The sequence below is a fragment of the Pseudomonas fildesensis genome, from assembly GCF_001050345.1.
Lineage (GTDB): Bacteria > Pseudomonadota > Gammaproteobacteria > Pseudomonadales > Pseudomonadaceae > Aquipseudomonas > Aquipseudomonas fildesensis.
Map to the genome: position 1 here is coordinate 196,087 of NZ_LFMW01000004.1, position 21,812 is coordinate 217,898.

Annotated in this window: 22 protein-coding genes, 1 pseudogene and 1 riboswitch; of the genes and pseudogenes, 11 read left to right on the forward strand and 12 right to left on the reverse strand. The window is 61.0% G+C overall.

The annotated features are described in order from the left end of the window. Positions 1-32 precede the first annotated feature (32 nt). A complete protein-coding gene (locus tag ACR52_RS07285; RefSeq protein ID WP_048722423.1) occupies positions 33-428 on the forward strand; it encodes a DUF1090 domain-containing protein in 396 nt (131 codons plus the stop codon). 6 nt (positions 429-434) lie between these two features. On the opposite strand, the gene ACR52_RS07290 is transcribed toward ACR52_RS07285, so the two are convergent. Then, a complete protein-coding gene (locus ACR52_RS07290) occupies positions 435-884 on the reverse strand; it encodes a c-type cytochrome (RefSeq protein WP_048722425.1) in 450 nt (149 codons plus the stop codon). A 128-nt stretch (positions 885-1,012) separates the two neighbouring features. Here ACR52_RS07290 and mltA point away from each other — a divergent pair, with 128 nt between their 5' ends. Next, positions 1,013-2,197, forward strand: a complete 1,185-nt coding sequence (mltA, locus tag ACR52_RS07295) for a murein transglycosylase A (protein ID WP_048722427.1) — start codon at positions 1,013-1,015, stop codon at positions 2,195-2,197. A gap of 72 nt (positions 2,198-2,269) precedes the next feature. Here mltA and ACR52_RS07300 read toward each other — a convergent pair whose 3' ends face one another. The 3 genes from ACR52_RS07300 to ACR52_RS07310 all read right to left on the reverse strand — a co-directional run bounded on the left by ACR52_RS07300 (position 2,270) and on the right by ACR52_RS07310 (position 4,191). Further along, positions 2,270-2,656: an MAPEG family protein gene (locus ACR52_RS07300; protein WP_048722430.1), complete on the reverse strand. Its 387-nt coding sequence runs from the start codon at positions 2,654-2,656 to the stop codon at positions 2,270-2,272. A gap of 167 nt (positions 2,657-2,823) precedes the next feature. Continuing rightward, entirely contained in the window at positions 2,824-3,711 is an 888-nt protein-coding gene (locus ACR52_RS07305) for a formate/nitrite transporter family protein (RefSeq protein WP_048722433.1), read from the reverse strand. 75 nt (positions 3,712-3,786) lie between these two features. Next, complete coding sequence (locus ACR52_RS07310) at positions 3,787-4,191, reverse strand: acyl-CoA thioesterase (protein WP_048722435.1); 405 nt, start codon at positions 4,189-4,191, stop codon at positions 3,787-3,789. A gap of 198 nt (positions 4,192-4,389) precedes the next feature. Further along, a riboswitch (S-adenosyl-L-homocysteine riboswitch) is annotated at positions 4,390-4,496 on the forward strand. 21 nt (positions 4,497-4,517) lie between these two features. Between ACR52_RS07310 and ahcY the strand changes: the two genes are divergently transcribed. The 5 genes from ahcY (at position 4,518) to ACR52_RS07335 (ending at position 11,082) form a co-directional block, all read left to right on the forward strand. Further along, entirely contained in the window at positions 4,518-5,927 is a 1,410-nt protein-coding gene (gene ahcY, locus ACR52_RS07315; protein ID WP_048722439.1) for an adenosylhomocysteinase, read from the forward strand. A gap of 181 nt (positions 5,928-6,108) precedes the next feature. Then, positions 6,109-6,954, forward strand: a complete 846-nt coding sequence (gene metF / locus ACR52_RS07320; protein ID WP_048722997.1) for a methylenetetrahydrofolate reductase [NAD(P)H] — start codon at positions 6,109-6,111, stop codon at positions 6,952-6,954. A gap of 78 nt (positions 6,955-7,032) precedes the next feature. After that, complete coding sequence (locus ACR52_RS07325) at positions 7,033-8,115, forward strand: hypothetical protein (RefSeq protein WP_048722442.1); 1,083 nt, start codon at positions 7,033-7,035, stop codon at positions 8,113-8,115. 63 nt (positions 8,116-8,178) lie between these two features. After that, the gene (locus tag ACR52_RS07330) at positions 8,179-8,970 is read left to right on the forward strand and encodes a substrate-binding periplasmic protein (protein ID WP_048722445.1); all 792 of its coding nucleotides are present in this window, start codon (positions 8,179-8,181) and stop codon (positions 8,968-8,970) included. A gap of 222 nt (positions 8,971-9,192) precedes the next feature. After that, complete coding sequence (locus tag ACR52_RS07335; RefSeq protein ID WP_048722448.1) at positions 9,193-11,082, forward strand: DEAD/DEAH box helicase; 1,890 nt, start codon at positions 9,193-9,195, stop codon at positions 11,080-11,082. Positions 11,083-11,243: 161 nt separating this feature from the next. Here the strand turns inward: ACR52_RS07335 and ACR52_RS07340 are convergent, their stop codons facing one another. Beyond that, positions 11,244-11,822 carry a YceI family protein gene (locus ACR52_RS07340; RefSeq protein WP_048722451.1) on the reverse strand — a complete coding sequence of 193 codons (579 nt, stop codon included), beginning with the start codon at positions 11,820-11,822 and terminating at the stop codon, positions 11,244-11,246. A gap of 32 nt (positions 11,823-11,854) precedes the next feature. Then, entirely contained in the window at positions 11,855-12,406 is a 552-nt protein-coding gene (locus ACR52_RS07345; protein WP_048722454.1) for a cytochrome b, read from the reverse strand. A gap of 273 nt (positions 12,407-12,679) precedes the next feature. Between ACR52_RS07345 and ACR52_RS07350 the strand changes: the two genes are divergently transcribed. Continuing rightward, positions 12,680-14,086: an adenosylmethionine--8-amino-7-oxononanoate transaminase gene (locus ACR52_RS07350; RefSeq protein ID WP_048722456.1), complete on the forward strand. Its 1,407-nt coding sequence runs from the start codon at positions 12,680-12,682 to the stop codon at positions 14,084-14,086. Positions 14,087-14,264: 178 nt separating this feature from the next. Further along, positions 14,265-14,984, forward strand: a complete 720-nt coding sequence (locus tag ACR52_RS07355) for a 16S rRNA (uracil(1498)-N(3))-methyltransferase (protein WP_048722460.1) — start codon at positions 14,265-14,267, stop codon at positions 14,982-14,984. 149 nt (positions 14,985-15,133) lie between these two features. Here ACR52_RS07355 and ACR52_RS07360 read toward each other — a convergent pair whose 3' ends face one another. Genes ACR52_RS07360 through ACR52_RS07370 form a run of 3 tightly spaced genes read right to left on the reverse strand, consistent with a single transcriptional unit; the run spans position 15,134 to position 17,663 of the window. After that, positions 15,134-16,036 (reverse strand): transporter substrate-binding domain-containing protein, encoded by a 903-nt coding sequence (locus tag ACR52_RS07360; protein ID WP_048722462.1) that lies wholly within the window; start codon positions 16,034-16,036, stop codon positions 15,134-15,136. Positions 16,037-16,060: 24 nt separating this feature from the next. Next, complete coding sequence (locus ACR52_RS07365; RefSeq protein WP_048722463.1) at positions 16,061-16,411, reverse strand: RidA family protein; 351 nt, start codon at positions 16,409-16,411, stop codon at positions 16,061-16,063. Positions 16,412-16,421: 10 nt separating this feature from the next. After that, the gene (locus ACR52_RS07370) at positions 16,422-17,663 is read right to left on the reverse strand and encodes a D-amino acid dehydrogenase (protein ID WP_048722465.1); all 1,242 of its coding nucleotides are present in this window, start codon (positions 17,661-17,663) and stop codon (positions 16,422-16,424) included. 107 nt (positions 17,664-17,770) lie between these two features. Here ACR52_RS07370 and ACR52_RS07375 point away from each other — a divergent pair, with 107 nt between their 5' ends. After that, on the forward strand, positions 17,771-18,673 hold the full coding sequence (locus tag ACR52_RS07375; RefSeq protein ID WP_048722467.1) for a LysR family transcriptional regulator: 903 nt from the start codon (positions 17,771-17,773) through the stop codon (positions 18,671-18,673). Between the two features lie 29 nt (positions 18,674-18,702). Here the strand turns inward: ACR52_RS07375 and trhA are convergent, their stop codons facing one another. Then, on the reverse strand, positions 18,703-19,320 hold the full coding sequence (gene trhA, locus ACR52_RS07380; protein ID WP_048722469.1) for a PAQR family membrane homeostasis protein TrhA: 618 nt from the start codon (positions 19,318-19,320) through the stop codon (positions 18,703-18,705). A gap of 145 nt (positions 19,321-19,465) precedes the next feature. On the opposite strand from trhA, the gene ACR52_RS07385 reads away from it, so the two are divergent. After that, positions 19,466-20,380: a LysR family transcriptional regulator gene (locus ACR52_RS07385; protein WP_048722471.1), complete on the forward strand. Its 915-nt coding sequence runs from the start codon at positions 19,466-19,468 to the stop codon at positions 20,378-20,380. Positions 20,381-20,571: 191 nt separating this feature from the next. Here ACR52_RS07385 and madM read toward each other — a convergent pair whose 3' ends face one another. Together madM and madL are read right to left on the reverse strand one after the other, a co-directional pair. Then, on the reverse strand, positions 20,572-21,336 hold the full coding sequence (gene madM / locus ACR52_RS07390; RefSeq protein WP_048722475.1) for a malonate transporter subunit MadM: 765 nt from the start codon (positions 21,334-21,336) through the stop codon (positions 20,572-20,574). Between the two features lies 1 nt (position 21,337). Then, positions 21,338-21,746: pseudogene (gene madL / locus ACR52_RS07395) on the reverse strand (malonate transporter subunit MadL). Positions 21,747-21,812: the final 66 nt, after the last annotated feature.

Sequence of the window (21,812 nt, forward strand, 5' to 3'; positions counted from 1 at the left end):
CTGCCTTCAGATTGCGACTTTGGAGCCCACACATGAAATTTCTAGCCCCCCTTGCCCTGTTGACCGTCGCAAGCTTCATGGCCACGCCGCTGCTCGCGGCCGAACAAGCACAACCGCTCACCGGCTGCGCTGCCAAGCGCCAGGCCATCAGCATCCAGATCGAACAGGCCAAGGCCCACGGCAACAGTGAACAACAAGCCGGCCTGGAAAAAGCCCTGAGCGAAGTCACCGCCAACTGCAACGACGCCTCTTTGAAGAAAGAGCGGGAAAACAAGGTGCTCGATGCCAAGCATGACGTCAGCCGCCGTCAGGCCGACCTCGACAAGGCAATGAAAAAGGGCGACGCGGACAAGATCAACAAGCGCAAGGACAAGCTCGCCCAGTCGCGCAAAGACCTGCAGGACGCCGTGGAAGAACTCGACCAGTAAACCCGGTCAGTGGTCCCTGAATTGTTTATGGCAAGCGCTGCAGGCATCTTCGACTTTCTGCACCGCAGGCCCCAGGTTGCTGGCCTTGTAGGGCTGCACCTGGCTGGCGATCACCAATTCACCGGTGGCCGCTTCAAGGTTGCGGGCAAGCTCCTGGAACTGCGCCTGTTTCTGCCAGACGTCGTCCTTGGCGCTGGTGTGATCCTCTTCGCGCACGCTTGGGAAATGCTTCCACGGTTCATGGGACAACGCATCGAGCTTGACCGCGCCTTCGGCGAATGTCGCACCGTCGAACGGGATGCGCCCACGCAACATGCCGCCCAGGTCTTCGCCGGTCTTGAGCATCTGCTTGAAGATCGCCTTGCGCTGGCCCAGGGGAGAATTGGGATCAACACCGCCACAGGCGGACAGTGCCAGGCAGGCCAGCAATACAACGGTCAGTCTTTTGAAAGTCATGGTGGCTCAGGGTCACGGGAAACGGCGGCCAGTATCCTCGCCCCGCCCGCAAAGACCAATAGCCCTATTAATAACAAGGGTTGCCCGAATGCGTTGAAGCACGGGCAATCGCTTCAGGAAGTGCTTGTATGAATGTCACCTTGAAACCCTGGAGCCGCCGCCTGGCGTGGGCTCTGCCGATGATCGCGCTGCTGGCCGGCTGCGATGCGGGCAAAGACGCCGGCAAAGATGAAACCGTAAAACCCCACGCTGTCGCCACCTATGTGAGCGCACCGTGGGAAGCCCTGCCAACCGTTTCCGACAGCGACCTGCTGGCCGGGTTTGAATCCTGGCGCAGCGCCTGCCAACGTCTCAAGGCCGACCCGGTGTGGGGCGCGACCTGCGCAGCAGCAGCCAGCGTACCGGCCAATGCCGTGGCGGTTCGCGGCTTTCTCAAGGAGCGCCTGGATGTGTTTGGCCTGCGTTCGGCCGACAACACCCCGAACGGCTTGATCACGGGTTACTACGAGCCGGTCTACCCCGGTAGCCTGACCCAAACCGCCACCGCCCATGTGCCGGTGTACGGCGTGCCGGATGACCTGATCATCGTCAACCTCGAAAGCATCTACCCCGAACTCAAGGGCAAGCGCCTGCGCGGTCGCCTCGAAGGTCGTGTGCTCAAGCCTTACGACGACGCCAGCACTATCAACGGCCAGGGTTCCACCGCCAAGCCGATTGCCTGGCTGACCAACCCGATGGACCTGCAATTCCTGCAAATCCAGGGCTCGGGCAGGATTCAACTGGCAGGTGGGCGCCAACTGCGCGTCGGGTATGGCGACCAGAACGGTTATCCCTATCGCCCGATCGGCCGCTGGCTGGTGGAGCAAGGCGAGTTGAAAAAGGAAGACGTGACCATGGGCGCCATCAGTGCCTGGGCCAAGGCGAACCCGCAGCGTATTCCGGAACTGTTGGCGAGCAACCCCAGCTACGTGTTCTTCAGTGCCCGCCCCGACAGCAACGAAGGCCCGCGCGGTTCGCTCAACGTGCCGTTGACCGCCGGCTACAGCGTGGCGGTAGACCGCAAGGTGATTCCGCTGGGCAGCCTGTTGTGGCTATCGACGACGCGGCCGGATGGTGCGCCGATTGTGCGGCCTGTCGCGGCGCAAGACACAGGCGGTGCAATTACCGGCGAAGTGCGCGCGGACCTGTTCTGGGGCACCGGTGATGCAGCGGGTGAACTGGCGGGGAATATGAAGCAGCAGGGGCAGATCTGGATGTTGTGGCCCAAAGGCGCGACGTTGCCGCAGGTGCCCGACGCGCCCGCCGGTTCTTGACGCCACCAATCGTTCCCACGCTCTACGCCGATCGTTCCCACGCTCTGCGTGGGAACGATCTGAGTGTGTGGATTAGATCGAGACAAAGAAGAAACTCGCAATCAACGCCATCCCCACAAACCACACCAGCGAACGCAGCATCGCCCAGTCCGCCAGGTAGCAGATGATGTACAGCAGGCGGCTGGTGATAAACAGCACCGCCAACACATTGATGGTCACCAGCGACGCGGTGCCGGCGATGTGCGCAATGATCACCGCCGCTGCAAACGCCGGGGTCACTTCAAAGCTGTTGAGTTGCGCACTGTGGGCGCGCTTGGCGAAGCCTTCGAGGGTATCGAGGAAGGAGCGTGGGTCGTGGTTCTGCCTGGGCCCGAACTTGCCGCCGCTGAATTTGGCCACACCTGTGCACAGGTACGGCAGAAAGATTGCAATCAACACACACCAGAAAGCGACAGTCATCACTCATTCCTTTTGTAGTTTTAAACACCGATTTGAGTTTTAGCACTAAAAACTCCAAGCCGCACTCACACGCTATGAGCACGTCATGCGCCGAAAGGTTCTATCGCGCTTTCGCCCGGCCTACCCGATGATCAAGAGCATCAAGCAGCACCAGATTGAAGTGATGCTCACTGATCCTTGTTGAGCTGCTGCGGATGCCTCGGGTCCGCAGTCGCCTTGCCCGGCAAGCTGCTTTCGCTGCGGATCTGCGCATGGCTGATCAGCGCGAAGATAAAACTGCCGCCAATGATATTGCCCGCCAGCGTCGGCCCGGCGAACACCAGCCAGAAGTCCTTCCACGGCAGTTCGCCGGCAAATACCAGGTAGGACACCTCCGCCGAACCCACGACGATATGGGTGAAATCCCCCAACGCCATCAGGTAGGTGATCAGGATGATGATCCACATCTTGGCGCTTTCCATCGACGGGATCATCCACACCATGGTGGCAATCATCCAACCGGAGACGATGCCCTTGGCGAACATCTGGCCGGGGTCGTTTTCCATGACCTTGCGGCCGATTTCCAAAAAGGCCATGTCGGTCTTGGTATCAAAGATAGGCAGGTGCAGCATCACGTACGCCACCAACAAGGTGCCGCACAGGTTGCCCACCAGCACCACCGTCCACAGCCGCAACAGGCGCCCGGCATTGGCCAGGGTTGGCTTGCTCATCACCGGCAGCACGGCGGTCAGGGTGTTTTCAGTGAACAGTTGCTGGCGCGCCAGGATCACCGCCAGGAAGCCCGCGCAGTAACCGAAGCTGGCGATCACTTTGAATGCTTCGCCATCAGGCAGGCGCGAGTTGAGCAGGCCCATCCCCATCAGCGACAGGCCCATGGTCAGGCCCGCAGCCAGCGCCGACCACCACAACGCAGCCACATTCCGCTCAAGCTCTTGGTCGCCCTGGGTGCGGATGATTTCATGCAGCACCGCCGCGCGGGGCGGCTGGTTCTTGTCGACGTCGTGCTGCTCTTCCTGCGACAGATTTGGGGTTTTGCCTTCTTCTTGCGTGGCCATGGTGGTACCTGAACGGGGGCTGTGTTCAGGTACGACCTGTCGCCCATCAAGAGCGTTCACTGGCCAACAACAGGATTATTCGACGATGCCCTCTTCCTGGAACTGATCTTTCACGTACTTGATCTCGGTACACCCGTGGGGCGCCGGCAATCCGTCTTCGCCGAGGTTGACGAAAACCATTTTTTCCACAGTCAGGATGCTTTTGCGGGTGATCTTGTTGCGCACTTCACACGTCAGGGTGATGGAGGTACGGCCAAACTCGGTGGCGGTGATGCCCAGTTCGATGATGTCGCCCTGGCGCGAGGCGCTGACAAAATTGATTTCGGAGATGTACTTGGTCACCACGCGCTGGTTGCCCAACTGGACAATCGCGTAGATGGCCGCTTCTTCGTCGATCCAGCGCAGGAGGCTGCCGCCGAACAGGGTGCCGTTGGGGTTGAGGTCTTCAGGTTTTACCCATTTGCGGGTGTGGAAGTTCATGGTCACTCCAAAGCGTATTGCCGAATGATGGCCGACATCATGGCAGAGCCCAGGCCCAAGCTCTATGAGCCGTTGCCTATCAACCCCATGAGTGATCTTCATGCAGCCGACAGAAAGGCTTGGGAAGTCTGGCGCACACAGCTATAATCGTCCCCGCTTCAAAACGGTCATCTTCAGTTGATACCGTTCTCCCGCCACCTGTCCGAGGGGCGCTGCAGCAGGCTAGGCCTGTCAGGCTCGGATGGGGCGTTGTCCGGCCTGGTTGACCTGGCCTGATACTAAACGCACAACGGCGCCCATTCGCACACTACGAATGGAGGCTCTTCATGAGCGCTGTAATCACGCCTGCAGAATTCAACGACTACAAAGTCGCCGACATGTCCCTCGCTGCCTGGGGCCGTCGCGAAACCTTTATCGCCGAATCCGAAATGCCTGCCCTGATGGGCCTGCGTCGCAAATACGCCGCAGAGCAACCGCTCAAGGGCGCGAAGATTCTCGGCTGCATCCACATGACCATCCAGACTGCCGTGCTGATCGAAACCCTGGTTGCCCTGGGTGCCGAAGTGCGTTGGTCGTCCTGCAACATTTTCTCGACTCAAGACCAGGCCGCTGCCGCTATCGCTGCTGCCGGTATCGCGGTATTCGCCTGGAAAGGCGAGACCGAAGAAGAGTACGAGTGGTGCCTGGAGCAAACCATCCTCAAAGATGGCGCGCCATGGGATGCCAACATGATCCTCGATGACGGCGGCGACCTGACCGAGCTGCTGCACAAGAAGTACCCGGCCATCCTGGACCGCGTCCACGGCGTGACCGAAGAAACCACCACTGGCGTACACCGCCTGCTGGACATGCTGGCCAAGGGCGAGCTGAAAATCCCGGCCATCAACGTCAACGACTCGGTGACCAAGAGCAAGAACGACAACAAGTACGGCTGCCGTCACAGCCTGAACGATGCCATCAAGCGCGGCACCGACCACCTGCTGTCGGGCAAGCAAGCCCTGGTAATCGGCTACGGTGATGTGGGTAAGGGTTCGTCCCAGTCCCTGCGTCAGGAAGGCATGATCGTTAAAGTTTCCGAAGTTGACCCGATCTGCGCCATGCAAGCCTGCATGGACGGTTTCGAAGTGGTTTCGCCGTTCATCGACGGCCAGAACGATGGCACCGAAGCGAGCATCGACAAGGCCCTGCTGGGCAAGATCGACCTGATCGTGACCACCACCGGCAACGTGAACGTGTGCGACTCGAACATGCTCAAGGCCCTGAAAAAGCGCGCCGTGGTGTGCAACATCGGCCACTTCGACAACGAGATCGACACCGCTTTCATGCGCAAGAACTGGGCATGGGAAGAAGTGAAGCCTCAGGTACACAAGGTTCACCGTACCGGTGCTGGCAGCTTTGATCCGCAGAACGACGACTACCTGATCCTGCTGGCCGAAGGCCGCCTGGTAAACCTGGGCAACGCCACCGGCCACCCAAGCCGCATCATGGATGGCTCGTTCGCCAACCAGGTCCTGGCCCAGATCTTCCTGTTCGGCCAGAAATACGCCGACCTGTCGCCAGCCCAGAAAGCCGAACGCCTGACCGTGGAAGTCCTGCCGAAGAAACTCGACGAAGAAGTGGCCCTGGAAATGGTCCGCGGCTTCGGCGGCGTAGTGACTCAACTGACCAAGACCCAGGCCGACTACATCGGTGTGACCGTCGAAGGTCCGTTCAAGCCGCACGCTTACCGCTACTGATATGCCGGTTGCCCGCTCCCCTCGGGGCGGGCTGTTGCACCGGGTTGACTGCATCGCTGGCAAGCCAGCGCCTATAGGGTACTCACAATCCTTGTAGGCGTTGGCTTGCCAGCGATCGCGGTGTAACAGGCATACGAACAACCCGGCCCCAACCGGCTTTCGAGTTCCCAAGGGTATGACCATGTCCCAAGACCGTCGCTACAGCTTCGAGTTTTTCCCGACCAAGACCGATGCTGGGCATGAAAAATTGATGGCAACTGCCAAGCAGTTGGCCAGCTACAACCCCGACTTCTTCTCCTGCACCTACGGCGCCGGCGGCTCGACCCGTGATCGCACGATCAACACCGTGTTGCAGCTGGAAAGTGAAGTCAAAATTCCCGCCGCTCCGCACTTGTCGTGCGTGGGCGACAGCAAGGCCGATCTGCGCAGCCTGCTGACCCAGTACAAGCAAGCCGGCATCAAGCGCATCGTTGCACTGCGCGGCGACTTGCCATCCGGCATGGGCATGGCCAGCGGCGAGCTGCGCTACGCCAATGACCTGGTGAGTTTCATCCGCGAAGAAAGCGGCGATCACTTCCACATCGAAGTGGCGGCTTACCCGGAGATGCACCCCCAGGCGCGTAACTTCGAAGACGATCTGCAAAACTTCGTGCGCAAAGCCAACGCTGGCGCCGATAGCGCGATCACCCAGTACTTTTTCAACGCCGACAGCTACTTTTACTTCGTCGAGCGTGTACAGGCCATGGGTGTGAATATCCCGATTGTGCCGGGCATCATGCCGATCACCAACTACAGCAAGCTGGCGCGCTTTTCCGATGCCTGCGGTGCCGAGATACCACGCTGGGTGCGCAAGCAACTGGAAGCCTATGGCGACGACGTCAAGAGCATCCAGGCGTTCGGCGAGCAGGTCATCAGCGAGATGTGTGAACAATTGTTGCAAGGTGGCGCGCCAGGGTTGCACTTCTATACCCTGAACCAAGCTGAACCCAGTCTTGCCATCTGGAACAACCTAAAGCTGCCACGCTAAAGCTTGTCCGGCTGTGCCAAGGCCCTCGTCACTACGAGGGCCTTTGTCGTTTTACATGCCCACGGAATCCAGCAGTCCATGAATACAGCGTCCCCGACCTCCCGACCGCAACTGGTCTACCTGGTTTTCGGCTCCGAGACCTACCACCAGGAAGCCGTCTTCAGCATCGCCAGTGCGCTGGCCTTTCTGCAGGACACCCCGGACGCCGGCGCGGACATCCAGGTATTCAGCGACAACCCCGAACCCTATCGCCTGCTGCCCGTGCGCGTGCGCCCGCTGGACGAAGCCACCCGCAAACGCTGGAGCGAGCCCCACGGCTATCACTTCCGCACCAAGCACGTAGTGCTGCGCCAGGTGCTGGAAGAATCGCCGGTGGCGATGCTGATCGACACCGACACATTCTTCCACCATTCGCCGATGACCCTGTTCGAGCGCGTGCAACCCGGCACGCTGCTGTGCAACGCCTTCTACACAAAGTACGGCGACAACCACGAAAGCATCCTCTACACCGCCCTGCACCAGCGTTTGCTGGACATGGGCGTGGCGGACGATGACATGATGACCCTCAATTCCGGCGTCATGGGCCTCACCCAGCAGGACGCGCACATTCTCGATCGCTCGATCGAACTGATGGACGAACTGTTCCCACATGCCCAGGGCGCCTACACCCTGGAAGAGTTCTGCCTGTCGATCGCCGCCTACCGCACTGTCAAGGTGCGCGAGTGCCCGGACCTGATCCACCATTACTGGAGCCGCAAGCAGCTGTTTCGCGCCAAGGTCAAGGCGTGGATCGCCAAGCACGCGGCCGACCCTACCAGCGCGCTGGCACTGGCCGACACACGCCAGGTCTCCGCCCACCTGCCCCGCCCGCCGCGCGCGCAGCGCCTGATGTACAAGCTGATCACCCTGGTCCTGCCCAAGCACCAGCAGCAGTTCATCCGCGAAATCCTTTACGGTTGCTACGAACACAAGAACGAATTCGACCAAGCGTGCGGCCCGGTGTGGTGGGACAAGGCGCGACAGAACCAGGAAGAGCGACAGAAACACCCGCTCGACGCCCACCAATTGGAACACTGGTTCGCCAACCCGGTTGTACGCCTGATTCTGGGCGAGCGACGCGCAGCGATCTACGAACACCTGATGACGTCGCCGGCCAAATAGCGGCGCCCGCAGATGCTTGTGCCAGAGCTTCTCTTTAATCCCGCAGCGTCGTAACCTCAGGGCATGCCCGTCATTCTCAAGTTGTTGACCGCTGCCCTTTTTACTTGCCTGAGCCTGGCCGCTTACGGCGAGAAACTGCGCATTGTCACCGAACCGTGGGCGCCCTACGTGTACGACGACAAAGGCACCATGCGCGGGCTGGACTACGAAACGACAGTGATCGTGTTCCAGCGCCTCGGCGTCGAGGTGCAATGGCAATTCCTGCCCTGGAAACGCTGCCTGGCGATGCTCGACCAAGGCCATGCAGACGGTGCGCTGGATATTTTCCACAGCCATGACCGCGACGCCTTGCTGCTTTATCCCAGCGAACCGCTGTCGGAGGTGGAGTTCGTGCTGTTCTACGCCAACGACCGCCCTCACCCGGTCCAGACCCTCGACGACCTGCGCGGCATGACCGTAGGCACCTCGCCGGGTTACCTCTATGGCGCCGAGTTCAGCGATTCCAGCCTGTTCGACCGCGAACCGGCGCCAAGTCATGAGGCCAACTTCGGCAAACTGATGCTCGGGCGCATTGATCTTCTGATCACCGACCGGCGCGTGGGTCAGCATGTGATCAAGGCGTTGGGCCTGGAAGGCACGGTCAGCGAGGCGCCGGTCGTGGTCAGCCGCCAGCCGCAATTCCTCGCCGTACGCCGTGGTGCGGGCATGGACCTGCTGGTACAGCGCTTTGCCGCCGAGCTCAAACGCTTCAAACAAGAGCCGGCTTACGCCGCCTTGAGCGCAAAATATGGTGGAATCCAAGCCATTACGGCATCCGGACACACCGTTGAGCAGCAGGAAAGCAGCGCGCGGTGATTGCTCTGTTATACTCCGGCCTTCCCGCCAGGCTTACGCCCGGCCGCTGAGGTCTTGAAAAAGGCACCCAACCCCGCTACTGCGCAGCTTTACAGCCCGCGCGAGCCGGTGGAGTGCCCGCCAGACGCAGCAGGACCGGACGGGATTGCGCTCCCCTAAGCGCCATTCACGCCTGGCAAGATTATCCCTTTGGGCCAAGCCCTAACTAAAACAGGATTACTCATGTCCTTTGCTTCCCTCGGTCTCTCCGAGGCTTTAGTCCGCGCCATCGAGGCAGCGGGCTATACCGAGCCTACTCCGGTGCAACAGCGGGCTATTCCCGCCGTGTTGCAAGGTCGCGACCTGATGGTCGCGGCTCAGACAGGTACTGGTAAAACCGGCGGCTTCGCCCTCCCGATTCTGGAGCGGTTGTTCCCCAACGGTCACCCGGACAAATCCCAGCGTCACGGCCCGCGCCAACCGCGTGTACTGGTCCTGACCCCAACCCGCGAACTCGCCGCTCAAGTGCACGACAGCTTCAAGCTGTATGCCCGCGACTTGAAGTTCGTCAGTGCCTGCATCTTCGGCGGCGTCGGCATGAACCCTCAGGTTCAGGCCATGTCCCGTGGTGTTGACGTGCTGGTAGCCTGCCCGGGTCGTTTGCTCGACCTGTGCGGCCAAGGCAGCGTCGATTTGTCCCACGTGGAAATCCTCGTGCTGGACGAAGCCGACCGCATGCTCGACATGGGCTTTGTCCATGACGTGAAAAAGGTCCTCGCCCGCCTGCCGGCCAAACGTCAGAACCTGCTGTTCTCGGCAACGTTCTCCAACGACATCACCGCTCTCGCCGGCAAGCTGCTGCACAACCCCGAGCGCATCGAAGTCACGCCGCCGAACACCACGGTCGAGCGTATCGAGCAGCGTGTATTCCGCCTGGCCGCCAGCCACAAGCGTTCGCTGCTGGCGCACCTGATCACCGCCGGTGCCTGGGAACAGGTACTGGTGTTCACCCGCACCAAGCACGGCGCCAACCGCCTGGCCGAATACCTGGACAAGCACGGCCTCACCGCCGTCGCGATCCACGGTAACAAGAGCCAGAACGCCCGCACCAAAGCCCTGGCTGACTTCAAGGCCGGTGAAGTGCGCATCCTGGTGGCCACCGATATCGCCGCGCGCGGCCTGGATATCGACCAACTGCCACACGTCGTCAACTTCGAGCTGCCAAACGTCGACGAAGACTACGTGCACCGTATCGGCCGTACCGGCCGTGCCGGTCGTTCGGGCGAGGCCATTTCCCTGGTCGCACCGGACGAAGAAAAACTGCTGAAAAGCATCGAACGCATGACCAAGCAGAAAATTGCCGACGGCAACCTGATGGGCTTCGATGCCAGCGCCGTTGAGGCCGAGAAGCCTGAAGTGCGCGAGCGTCCAGACGTGCGTAACCCACGCAACCCACGCGGTCCGAAGGGCGATGGCCCGAACGGCGGCGGTGGTGGCGGTGGTCGTCGCGACAAGGGCAAGGACAAGGGCGGCAAGGAAAAAGCGCCAACCAACGGCCGTGGCGAACGCCCAGCCCGTGAGCAGAAGCCCCGTGAAGGCACCCCGGCCCGCGAACAACGCCAGCCGAGCCAGCCACCACGCGCCAACGCTGACCGCGCTCCGGACGAGTTCCTCGACGACGACGTGGATAACTTCGGTAACCGCGTTGACTACGTGCCACAGGCCAAACCGGCCCAAGGCCGTGGCCGTCGCCCAGGTGCTCCGGCACCAGCCGCCACCGCAGGCACTGGCGCACCGCGCGGCAGCCAGCCACAGGGCGGTCGTCAGAATGGTCCACGCAACAGCAGCGGCGGCACCACCGGTACGCCACCTGCCAAGCGCAGCGGCCCGCGTAACGGCGCGCCACGTGACGGCCAGGCCCGTCGCGAAGACTCGCGCAGCAACAACCGCCCCGCCCGTGACGACCAGCCACGTTCGTCCGAGCCAGCCGTGCAGAACCCGCGCGGTGGCCCGGCGCCAAAGATTATCCACAAGGAGTCGAAAGCTGACCGCTTCCCGACACCGGAGCAACTGGATCAGTTGCCAGGCCGTCCTCGTGGTGAAAAGCCAGCATTGCTGACCCGCAATCGCTGATTTTCAAAGCGCCATAAAAAATGCCCCGCATCGAAAGATGCGGGGCATTTTTTGTCTTGCAGAGTGCCGACTTACCCTGTGGCAAGCTCGCTCGCCACAGGGTTCTGCGGAGGCAAAAAAAACCGGATCTCACGATCCGGTTTTTCAGATAACCAGCGAATTTATTTCGCTTTGACACCTTCCAGCGAGATGTCCAGGTCCACGGTCTGGGAAGACGGGCCTGGGCCTTTGATACCGAAGTCGTTCAGGTTCAGCGTGGTTTTGGCGTTGAAGCCAGCACGTTCGCCGCCCCATGGATCCTTGCCTTCACCGTTGAACGTGGCCTTGAAGGTCACAGGCTTGGTGACGCCGTGGAAGGTCAGGTCGCCGGTCACGTCAGCGGTTTTCTCGCCGGTGGACTTAACAGCGGTCGACACGAACTTGGCATCGGCGAACTTGGCAACGTCGAGGAAATCCTTGCTGGCGATGTGCTTGTCACGCTCAGCGTGGTTGGACCACAGGCTGGCAGTTTTCAAGTCGACTGCGATTTTGCTGGCTTCAGGCTTGGCAGAGTCCCAGCTGAAGGTACCGTCGAAATCCTTGAACGTACCGTGGATGTAGCTGTAGCCCAAGTGGCTGATTTTCCAGTCGACGAAGGCGTGCTGGCCTTCCTTGTCGATCTTGTAGTCAGCAGCCATCACCTGGCCTGCAGACAGCAGCGCTGTACCGATTGCCAGAGCGGCGAGGGTCTTTTTCAACATGTTTTCTATTCCTTGTGAGTCGAGGTTGAACATCAGGCTTTGCGCCCCAGCATTCGTGTCAGGGTCACATCACGATCAATAAAGTGGTGTTTCAACGCAGCCACGCCGTGCAAGCCGGCGAAAACCACCAACACCCAGGCGAGGTACAGATGCACCACGCCGGCGGTGTCTGCCTGGTCCGGTAGCCCGGAAACCACGGCAGGAATTTCAAACAGGCCAAACACCGGGATACCGACACCGTCTGCGGTGGAAATCAGGTAACCGGCAATCATCACGGCAAACAAGCCGACATAAAGGAACGCGTGGCCAAACGCGGCACCGAGTCGGGTCATGCGGCTATAACTGGCAAGCGGCGGTGGCGGCGGGCTGATCAGGCGCCAGACGATACGCACCAGCATGATGGCGAACAGTGTGATGCCAATGCTCTTGTGCAGGTCCGGGGCGTCTTTGCGCCAGGCGCTGTAGTAGTCGAGGCCGACCATCCACAAGCCGAGGGCGAACAGACTGAACACCACCAGGGCCACGCCCCAGTGCAAAACCATGCTGACCCAGCCGTAACGGGCCGGTGAATTACGTAACTGCATGCACTTAATCCCGTAAGAACTGCGCCCAAGACTAGCGTTTTACCTATCGAATTAAAGCGGAAAATTTCGCTTTGAAATATCGAGAAATGTGATCTTGAGGTTATGAAGCGTAAATTAACCAAGGATTAAGGACTATCCAGAAGAAACGTGACAGACCGTCCTGCGTTTACTGCGAATTCACACGTAACGGGTTGTGACATAGCCGCCCATTGCATAGGCTTGCGCGATTGTTTTACCTGCGCCGGCCGCAGGACCGCTTCGAGGAGATAACCGATGGGCTTGAACAACCAGTGGATGCAACGCGACCTCGCGGTGCTGTGGCATCCCTGCACCCAGATGAAAGACCACCAGCAACTGCCGCTGATCCCGATCAAGCGCGGCGAAGGCGTCTGGCTGGAAGACTTCGAAGGCAAGCGCTACCTCGACGCCGTGAGTTCCTGGTGGGTCAACGTGTTTGGCCACGCCAACCCGCGCATCAACCAGCGCATCAAGGACCAGGTCGACCAACTGGAGCACGTGATCCTCGCCGGTTTCAGCCACCAGCCGGTAATCGAGCTGTCCGAGCGCCTGGTAAAAATGACGCCCGAAGGCCTGACCCGCTGTTTCTATGCCGATAACGGTTCGTCGTGCATCGAAGTCGCGTTGAAGATGAGCTTTCACTACTGGCTCAACCGCGGCCTGCCGAACAAAAAACGCTTCGTCACCCTGACCAACAGCTACCACGGCGAGACCATCGCCGCGATGTCGGTGGGCGACGTGCCGCTGTTCACCGAGACCTACAAAGCGCTGCTGCTCGACACCATCAAAGTGCCGAGCCCGGACTGCTACCTGCGCCCCGAAGGCATGAGCTGGGAAGAACACTCGCGCAACATGTTCCTGGCCATGGAGCAGACCCTGGCAGACAACCACGACACCGTCGCGGCCGTCATCGTCGAGCCGCTGATTCAGGGTGCCGGCGGCATGCGCATGTACCACCCGGTGTACCTCAAGCTGCTGCGCGAAGCCTGTGACCGTTACGGTGTGCACCTGATCCACGACGAAATCGCCGTGGGCTTCGGCCGCACCGGCACGATGTTCGCCTGCGAACAGGCCGGCATCCGCCCGGACTTCCTGTGCCTGTCCAAAGCCCTCACCGGCGGCTACTTGCCGCTGGCGGCGGTGGTCACCACCGATGATGTCTACGACGCCTTCTACGACGATTACCCGACCCTGCGTGCCTTCCTGCACTCCCACAGCTACACCGGCAACCCGCTGGCATGCGCGGCGGCCTTGGCGACCCTGGATATTTTCGAAGAAGACAACGTCATCGAAAACAACAAGGCCCTGGCCCAGCGCATGGCCACGGCCACCGCGCATCTGGTCGATCATCCGCACGTCTCGGAAGTGCGCCAGACCGGCATGGTACTGGCCATCGAAATGGTCCAGGACAAAGCCACCAAGACCGCCTACCCGTGGCAGGAACGCCGTGGCTTGAAGGTGTTCGAACACGCCCTGGAGCGCGGCGCGTTGTTGCGGCCGCTGGGCAGCGTGGTGTATTTCCTGCCGCCGTATGTGATTACGCCGGAGCAGATCGATTTTTTGGCCATCGTTGCCAGCGAAGGGATCGATATCGCCACCAACAGCAAAGTCAGTGTTGCCGTGCCAAAAGACTTCCACCCCGACTTTCGCGATCCCGGCTAATCACCTAACCCCTTGAAGAAGCCGGCTTCTGTGGCGAGGGAGCTTGCTCCCGCTGGGCCGGGCTGGCGCTCAAGTGCGAAGCGCCCCCAAAAGCCGGCGACTGCTACGCAGCCGAACGGGAGCAAGCTCCCTCGCCACAGTAATCTCGCTCCTACACAAAATTGCCCAGAGAACAGAAATGAGACTGTCCCGTTTTTTCACCGACACCCCGCTCAGCCTCGGCGACCACGAGTTGCCCGAAGCCCAGGCGCATTACATCAGCCGTGTGTTGCGCATGGGCGAAGGCGACGCCGTGCAACTGTTCGACGGTTCCGGCCAGGAGTTTCTCGGCACGCTGCTGGAGGTCGGTAAAAAACGCGTCACCGTACAACTGACGCAGAGCTTCACCGGCCAAACCGAATCGCCACTGCACATTCACCTGGGCCAGGGCCTGTCCCGGGGCGAGCGCATGGATTGGGCGATTCAGAAAGCCACCGAACTGGGCGTCAACGCGATCACGCCGATTTTCAGCGACCGCTGCGAAGTACGCCTCAAGGACGAACGCGCCGACAAGCGCCTGCTGCACTGGCGTCAGGTGGCGATCAGCGCGTGCGAGCAATGCGCACGTTCGACGGTGCCGGTGATTCACCCGCCGCTGTTGTTGGCGGACTGGTTGAAACAGGCCGAGGCGGATTTGAAGCTGGTGCTGCACCCAGTAGCCGAACCTATGATCAGCCATGCCAAGCCGTCGAGCCTGGCGTTCCTGATCGGGCCTGAGGGTGGGCTGACCGACAGTGAAGTCGAAGCAGCCCAAGGCGCCGGCTTCCATGCCGCCCGCCTCGGCCCGCGTGTGTTGCGTACCGAGACCGCGCCGGTGGTGGCGCTGGCCGTGGCCCAACAACTTTGGGGCGACTTCTAACCCCCCACTGATCGACTGATGACCGATCGTTCCCACGCTCCACGAGGGAATGCAGCCCTGGACGCTCCGCGTCTGCTTTAAAGTCGTGACGCAGAGCGTCACAGGAGGCATTCCCACGCAGAGCGTGGGAACGATCAGTCATCCGGTGATCACTCCACCGGATCGCTGACGGGCTTGGCAATAATCGCCTTGAGCTCGCTGGTCATCGGGAATTCCAGGTTCAAGCCCTTCGGCGGAATCGGCTGTTCAAACCAGCGCTGGTAAATCCCGTTGATCTCCCCCGTGCGGTACAGCTCGCCCAAGGCATCGTTGACCACCGCGAGAAACTGCGGGTCGTCCTTGCGCACCATACAGCTGTAGATTTCCCGCGATTGCTCCTCACCCACCACCACCCATTTGTGTGGGTCTTGGGCCTTGGCGCGTTCGCCGTAGAGCAACGCGTCATCCATATAGAACGCCACCGCGCGCCCCGTTTCGAGCATCTTGAACGCTTCGCCGTGGTCCTTGGCACTGATCACGAACATGTTGTTCTTGTGCTCGGCGTTGTAGCTTTTAAGAAAGCGCTCGTTGGTGGTGCCGGCGGTGGTCACCACATTCTTGCCCTTGAGGTCGGCGAAACCCTGGATGCCGCTGTCCTTGGCCGTCAGTAGCTGGCCCTTCACGTAGATAAACCCATAGGAAAACGCCACCTGTTTCTGCCGCTCGGCAGTCACGCCGGTGGAGCCGCATTCCAGGTCGACGGTGCCGTTCTGCACCAGCGGGATACGGGTCTGGGAGGTCACCAGGTTGTACTTCACGTTGAGGTTCGCCACCCCGGTTTTCTGCTGGATGCGCTCGACGATCTTGTTCGCCAGGTCCACCGAGTAACCCATGGGCTTGCCGCTGTGATCGCCCACGTACGAAAACGGCACCGACGCATCGCGGTAACCCAGGGTGATGGACTTGGCGTTGGCGATCTTGCTCAACGCGCCGTTCAGAGCGGGTTCATCCGCCTGAACCTGTGTACCCAACAAAAGCCCCAGGGTGCAGCCAGTCAACAGGATCTTTTTCATTGTTATTCTCCGTTGGTCTTTGAGTTATTTACGTACGGCAATCACGCTGATTTCCACCCGCACACTCGGCCGCGCCAGCTCCGCTTGCAGCGTGGTGCGCGTCGGTGCCATGCCAGGCGACAACCACGCGGACCACACCTCGTTCATCGGTGCGAACCCTTCTGCGATGTCTTTCAAGTAAATGGTCGCGTTGAGCAGATGATCCTTGTCGCTGCCGGCCTGAGCCAACAGCGTATCAATCTTGGCCAGGACTTCGCGGGTCTGGGTTGCCACGTCCTGGCCATCGCCCGGCACCTGCCCCGAGAGGAACACCAGGTCCTTGAAGGTCACCGCGCCGGATAGACGTTCGTTGCTGCTGATTCGGTTGATGGTCATAGGTACATCCTCAGGCCGCGCGGGGTGTCAGGCCCTGCATATCAATGGAAGGAATGTGGTGGCCGATTAGTTCGGCCAACAGTTGGCCGCTGCCGCTGGCCAGAGTAAAACCGAGGGCGCCGTGGCCCAGGTTCAGCCACAGGTTGCGGTACACACTGGCGCCGATCAGCGGCACCCCGGTCGGGGTGGCCGGGCGCATGCCAGCCCATTCGACCGCATGGGCGTAGTCGCCAGCCAGAGGAAATGTCTCCACAGCCTGGCGTTTCATCAGCGCCAAACGCTTGGGCTCCAGGCTCGCGTCGAAACCGACGATGTCCACCATGGCCGCCACCCGCAATTGCTCACCGATGCGCGCGTAAACGATCTTGCGGTCATAGTCCGTGATGCTAACGTTCGGCGCCTGATGCTGCGCGCCAATCGGCACGCTCAAGCTGTAGCCCTTCAGCGGGTACAGCGGCAGCGACAACCCCGGCAAGCCCAATTCAGCGCTGCGATGCCCGGCCGCCAACACCAGTTGATCAACCGGCATCACCTCATCACCCAGCTCGATGGCCTGCACTGCGCCGTCGGCGTGACGAATCCCGGTGACCTTGCGCCCCAACACAAAACGGCATCGGCCCGACGCTTCAAGCCGCACCGCCAATCGCTGGCAGAACCCATGGCAATCCGCGACTTCTTCGTTCGGTGTGTAGATGCCGCCGACAAAACCATCACCGGCCAGCGCCGGCTCAAGGCGTGCGCAGTCGGCGGCCGAGAGCACCTGCTGTTGCAGAATGTCCGTGACCTTGCTGCGGGCATGTTCGAAGGAATTGGCGTTGCGAAACGTCACCAACTTGCCGTTGCGCCGCCAGTCGAAGCCGTCCAGGCGGTCGTCTTCGCGCCATTGCTGCAAGGTGCCTTGGCTCAGGGACGCCAGTCGCAGCAGGTGGGCGGCATTGCGTTGGTTGATCGAGCCACGGCAGGCGCCGAGGAAGGCCGCCATCCAGCGCCATTGCTGCGGGTCGAGGCGCGGGCGCAGCTTCAAGGGCGAGTCACCGCGCAACAGCCAGCCAATGGCTTGCAGCGGCACCCCGGCGTCGGCCAGCGGCGCAACGTAGCGGTAGGACAGTTGGCCGCCATTGGCGAAACTGGTTTCGCTGCCCAGGCTCTCGCGCGCGTCGATCACCGTCACTTCATGGCCGGCACGCACCAAGGCATAAGCGCTTGCCAAGCCGATGACCCCACCGCCGATGATGCAAACCTGCCTGGCCATCCCAGCCCCCTGCCGTTGATTAAGAGAGGCCAAGCGTAGGCGCAGGTGACAGGCCGCCGACAATGAATAAAGATGGGTCACCCATAAACAAAGGTTATGGACTTGCCATGCGCTTGCGTCATATCGAAATCTTCCAGGCCATCCGCCAGACCGGCTCCGTCAGCGCCGCCGCGCAGTTGCTGCACGTCTCGCAACCGGCGGTGACCAAAGTGCTGCAGCACGCCGAATTGCAGCTGGGTTTCCCGCTGTTTCTGCGGGTGCGTGGCAAATTGCAGCCCACGCCGGAAGCCCTGGCGCTGGAAAGCGAAGTCGAGAAGGTCACCGAGAGCTTGCAAGGCGTGCGGCGCCTGGCTAAAAGCTTGCGCCGCGCACCGGGGCAAAGCGTGCGCATTGGGGCGATTCCGGCACTGGCGCTGTCACTGCTGCCGCCTGCGATTCTGGAATGGAAGCGCGATTACCCGGACATCGCCTGCGAGCTGTCCAGCGACCACAGCCGTGAGCTGGTGCAGAAGCTGCTGATGCGCGAGATCGACCTGGCGCTGACGCTCAACTTCTCCGGCCATCCTGGATTGACTACCCAAGTACTGGCCAACGGCGTGCTGGTGGCGCTGGCGTCCAAGGGCTATTGGTCCGACGCTGAATTGAGCCGGCCATTGCCGCTGGCCGATCTGGCGGGCACGCCGTTGATTGGCCTGTCCAGCGCCGACCCGCTGGCGGCCAAGCTCGACAGCTATCTGGAAAACGTCGACCCGCCGCCGCGGGTGACGATCTCCGTGCAGACCTACTCCCTGGCCCGCGCCATGGTCGAATCCGGTGCCGGCCTGACGGTTATCGACCCCTTCACTGCCCTCGGCGCGTCGACGGCAACCACCTGCATTCGCACGCTCACCCCGCCGCTGCCGATCACCCTGTACGCCCTGACCCGCGCCGACGAACCGCCGCCGCATATGCTGGCCAACCTGCTGCAGATTTTCGGCAATCGCGCGCGTGAACTACTCGAACGCCTATAACGGTAGGCGCCGGCTCCTAAAGGGGTTGGTTAGAGGACGTAGTGCATGATCGCCACAAAATGCAGCAGGCTGCCGCCGATCACGAACAGATGCCAGATGCCATGGGAATGCCGCAGGCGATCCTCCAGGGCAAAAAAGATGATGCCGACGGTGTACAGCACCCCGCCCGACGCCAGCCAGATAAACCCCGCCGTGCCCAGCGCGGCGATCAGCGGCTTAACCGCCACCAGCACGATCCAGCCCATCACCGCGTAGATCACAATCGACAAAATCCGCGCTTCAGAGCGTGGTTTGATCTCTTGCAGGATGCCGATCACCGCCAGCCCCCACACGATGCCGAACAGCGTCCAGCCCCATGGCCCGCGTAATGTCACCAGGCAAAACGGCGTGTAGCTGCCGGCGATCAACAGGTAGATCGAAAAGTGATCGACCTTCTGCATGATCTCTTTTCGCCGCCCGCGCACGCTGTGGTACACGGTCGACGCGCTGTACAGCACCAGCAAGGTGAAGCCATAAATCGCCACGCTGACGATCTTCCAGGGGCTGCCATCCAGGCTCGCCACCACCAACATCCACACCGCGCCAATACACGCAGCGACTGCACCGAGCAAATGGCTCCAGGCGTTGAATCGTTCTCCGTGGTACATCTGTCACCGACCTCCTGTAACCGTTAAACGCTGGCTGGCAAGCGTCCAGCCTTGCGCATAAGAGTGCAAGCGCCTTATGACGTTCCGGCGACGCCGCGCAGTTTTGCGGGCACAATCGTGGGCATTCGAACAAGAGCCCACGGCCATGCTGATCGACGAAGAGTTCACCCTCAAGAAGCTGGAAATCTTCCTGGCGTTCATGCGCACCGGCAACCTGGCCCGCGCCGCTGCCGAGTTGCAAACCAGCAACGTCAGCGTGCACCGCGCCATTCACTCCCTGGAAAATGCGCTGCGCTGCCCGCTGTTCAAACACGAAGGCCGCAACCTCACCCCGCTGGAAAGCGCCTACGTGCTCGAAGAGCGCGCGCAAAAACTGGTGGCCTACGTGGTCGACAGCGTACGCCTGACCCGCGAAGCCGCCGGTTTCTCCGCCGAGCGCTTCAAGCTGGGCTCGCTGTATTCGCTGACGGTGAAGACCGTGCCACAACTGATCATGGGCCTGAAAATCCGCCGCAGCGAACTCAACATCGACCTGATCCTGGGCTCCAACTTCGACCTGCTCTACAAGCTCAAGAACATGGAAGTCGACGCGATCCTCATCTCCCTCGACGAACACGCCAACGATCCCGACTGCGAACAGATCGCGCTGTTCTCCGACGACATCTTCCTCGCCACCCCGGCCGATTCGCCCTTCAACCGCGACCAGGAAATCGACCTGGCGGACGTACGCGACGCCACCTTCATCACCCTCACCCAAGGCTTTGCTACTCACCAGGACGGCAACCGTGTGTTCAAGCAGGCGGGGTTCGAGCCGAAGGTGGCGATGCAGGTCAACGACATCTTCACGCTGTTGAGCATGGTCAGTTCGGGGGTGGGTTATGCATTGCTGCCGGGACGGATTGCGGCGGTGTATGAGAACCGCGTGAAGCTGATACCGCTGCAACCCAGGTACCGGTTGCAGCAGCATATTGGTGTGGTGTTCTTGAAGGCCAAGGAGCGCGACCCGAACTTGCTGGCGTTGTTGGCGGAGTGTCGGATGTATGCCAATCGGCAGCTCTGACCTCTATTTTTGGATATCAGCCAATACCTGTGGCGAGCGGGCTTGCCCCGCGTTGGGCTGCGCAGCAGCCCCATAACCAGCCACCGGGGTGTGCCTGATGTACCGTATTCAGCTTTATGGGGGCTGCTGCGCAGCCCAACGCGGGGCAAGCCCGCTCGCCACAGGAAGCTCGTTCGCCCTGGCGTTTGGGATTAGCCGACTATCCCGCGCACGATGAAGTACAGCAGCGAAGGCCCCAACAAACACCCCAGCCCGGTATGGAACGTCGCGGTCAACGCGCCATACGGCACCAACCGCCGATCCGTCGCCGCAAGGCCTGCGGTCACACCACTCACGGTCCCGGCCAACCCGCCAAATACCATCGCCGAACGCGGGTTATCCAGGCCCATCCAGCGTGCCGCTACCGGCGTGCCGACCATCACCAGAATCGCCTTGATCAACCCGGTGGCAATCGACAACGCCATCACATCCGAGGTCGCGCCAATCGCTGCGCCCGTCACCGGGCCAACGATGTAGGTCACGGCACCCGCGCCAATGGTAGTCATGCTGATCGCATCGCGATAACCAAACGCCCAGGCCATGCTCGCACCCACAATAAACGGCAGGATCGTGCCCAGCAGCAGCGCAATCACGCCGATCATCCCGGCTTTACGCGCCTCTGTGGCTTGTACTTCAAAGGCCGTGGCAACGATGGCAAAGTCGCGCAACATAGCGCCGCCCATCAGGCCGATACCGGAGAACAGTGTTATATCCGCCAAGCCTTTTTGCCCGCCGGTCATGGTGCCGCCGACCCACGCCAATACCAGGCCGATTACGATGGCAATCGCCGACCCGTGGATGCGCCCGAAGGTCAGGCGCTTGGACAGCACCACGGAAACCCACATCACCACACCGACGAAAGCGAAGGCAGTGACCAGGCCGTTATGTTCCAAACCTTTTTCTATGAGGTCCCACATATCAGCGGCCTCCCGCAGCAGCGATCAGCGGCTCTTCATCGGGCAACGGTTCGCCCTTGTGAGTGCGGCTGATCAGGGCAATGGTGCAACCACAGAGCACCACCGAACCAATTGCTGCGAGCACCGCAACCGGGCCGCCGTGCAGGGCGGTGACCACGTTCTGTTGCGCAGCCATCGCGACGACCACGGGGATGTACATGGCGCCCCAGAAGCCCACGCCCATTTCGCAGTCCTTGGTCATGCCGCCACCGCGTTTTTTGCATCCACAGGCGCGCGCAGATCAGCAGGATCATCGCGATCCCCACCCCGCCCACATTGGATTTGACGCCGAGCAACACGCCGAGCATGTCGCCCATGATCACGCCTGCAAGCGTGCAGATCGCCAGCAATGCCACACCGTAAATAATCATTGTTGTTGTCCTCAAAGTGCTCGATCGAAATTGTTGTTTTTGTGCTTCGAAAGCCTTGGGTGGTGC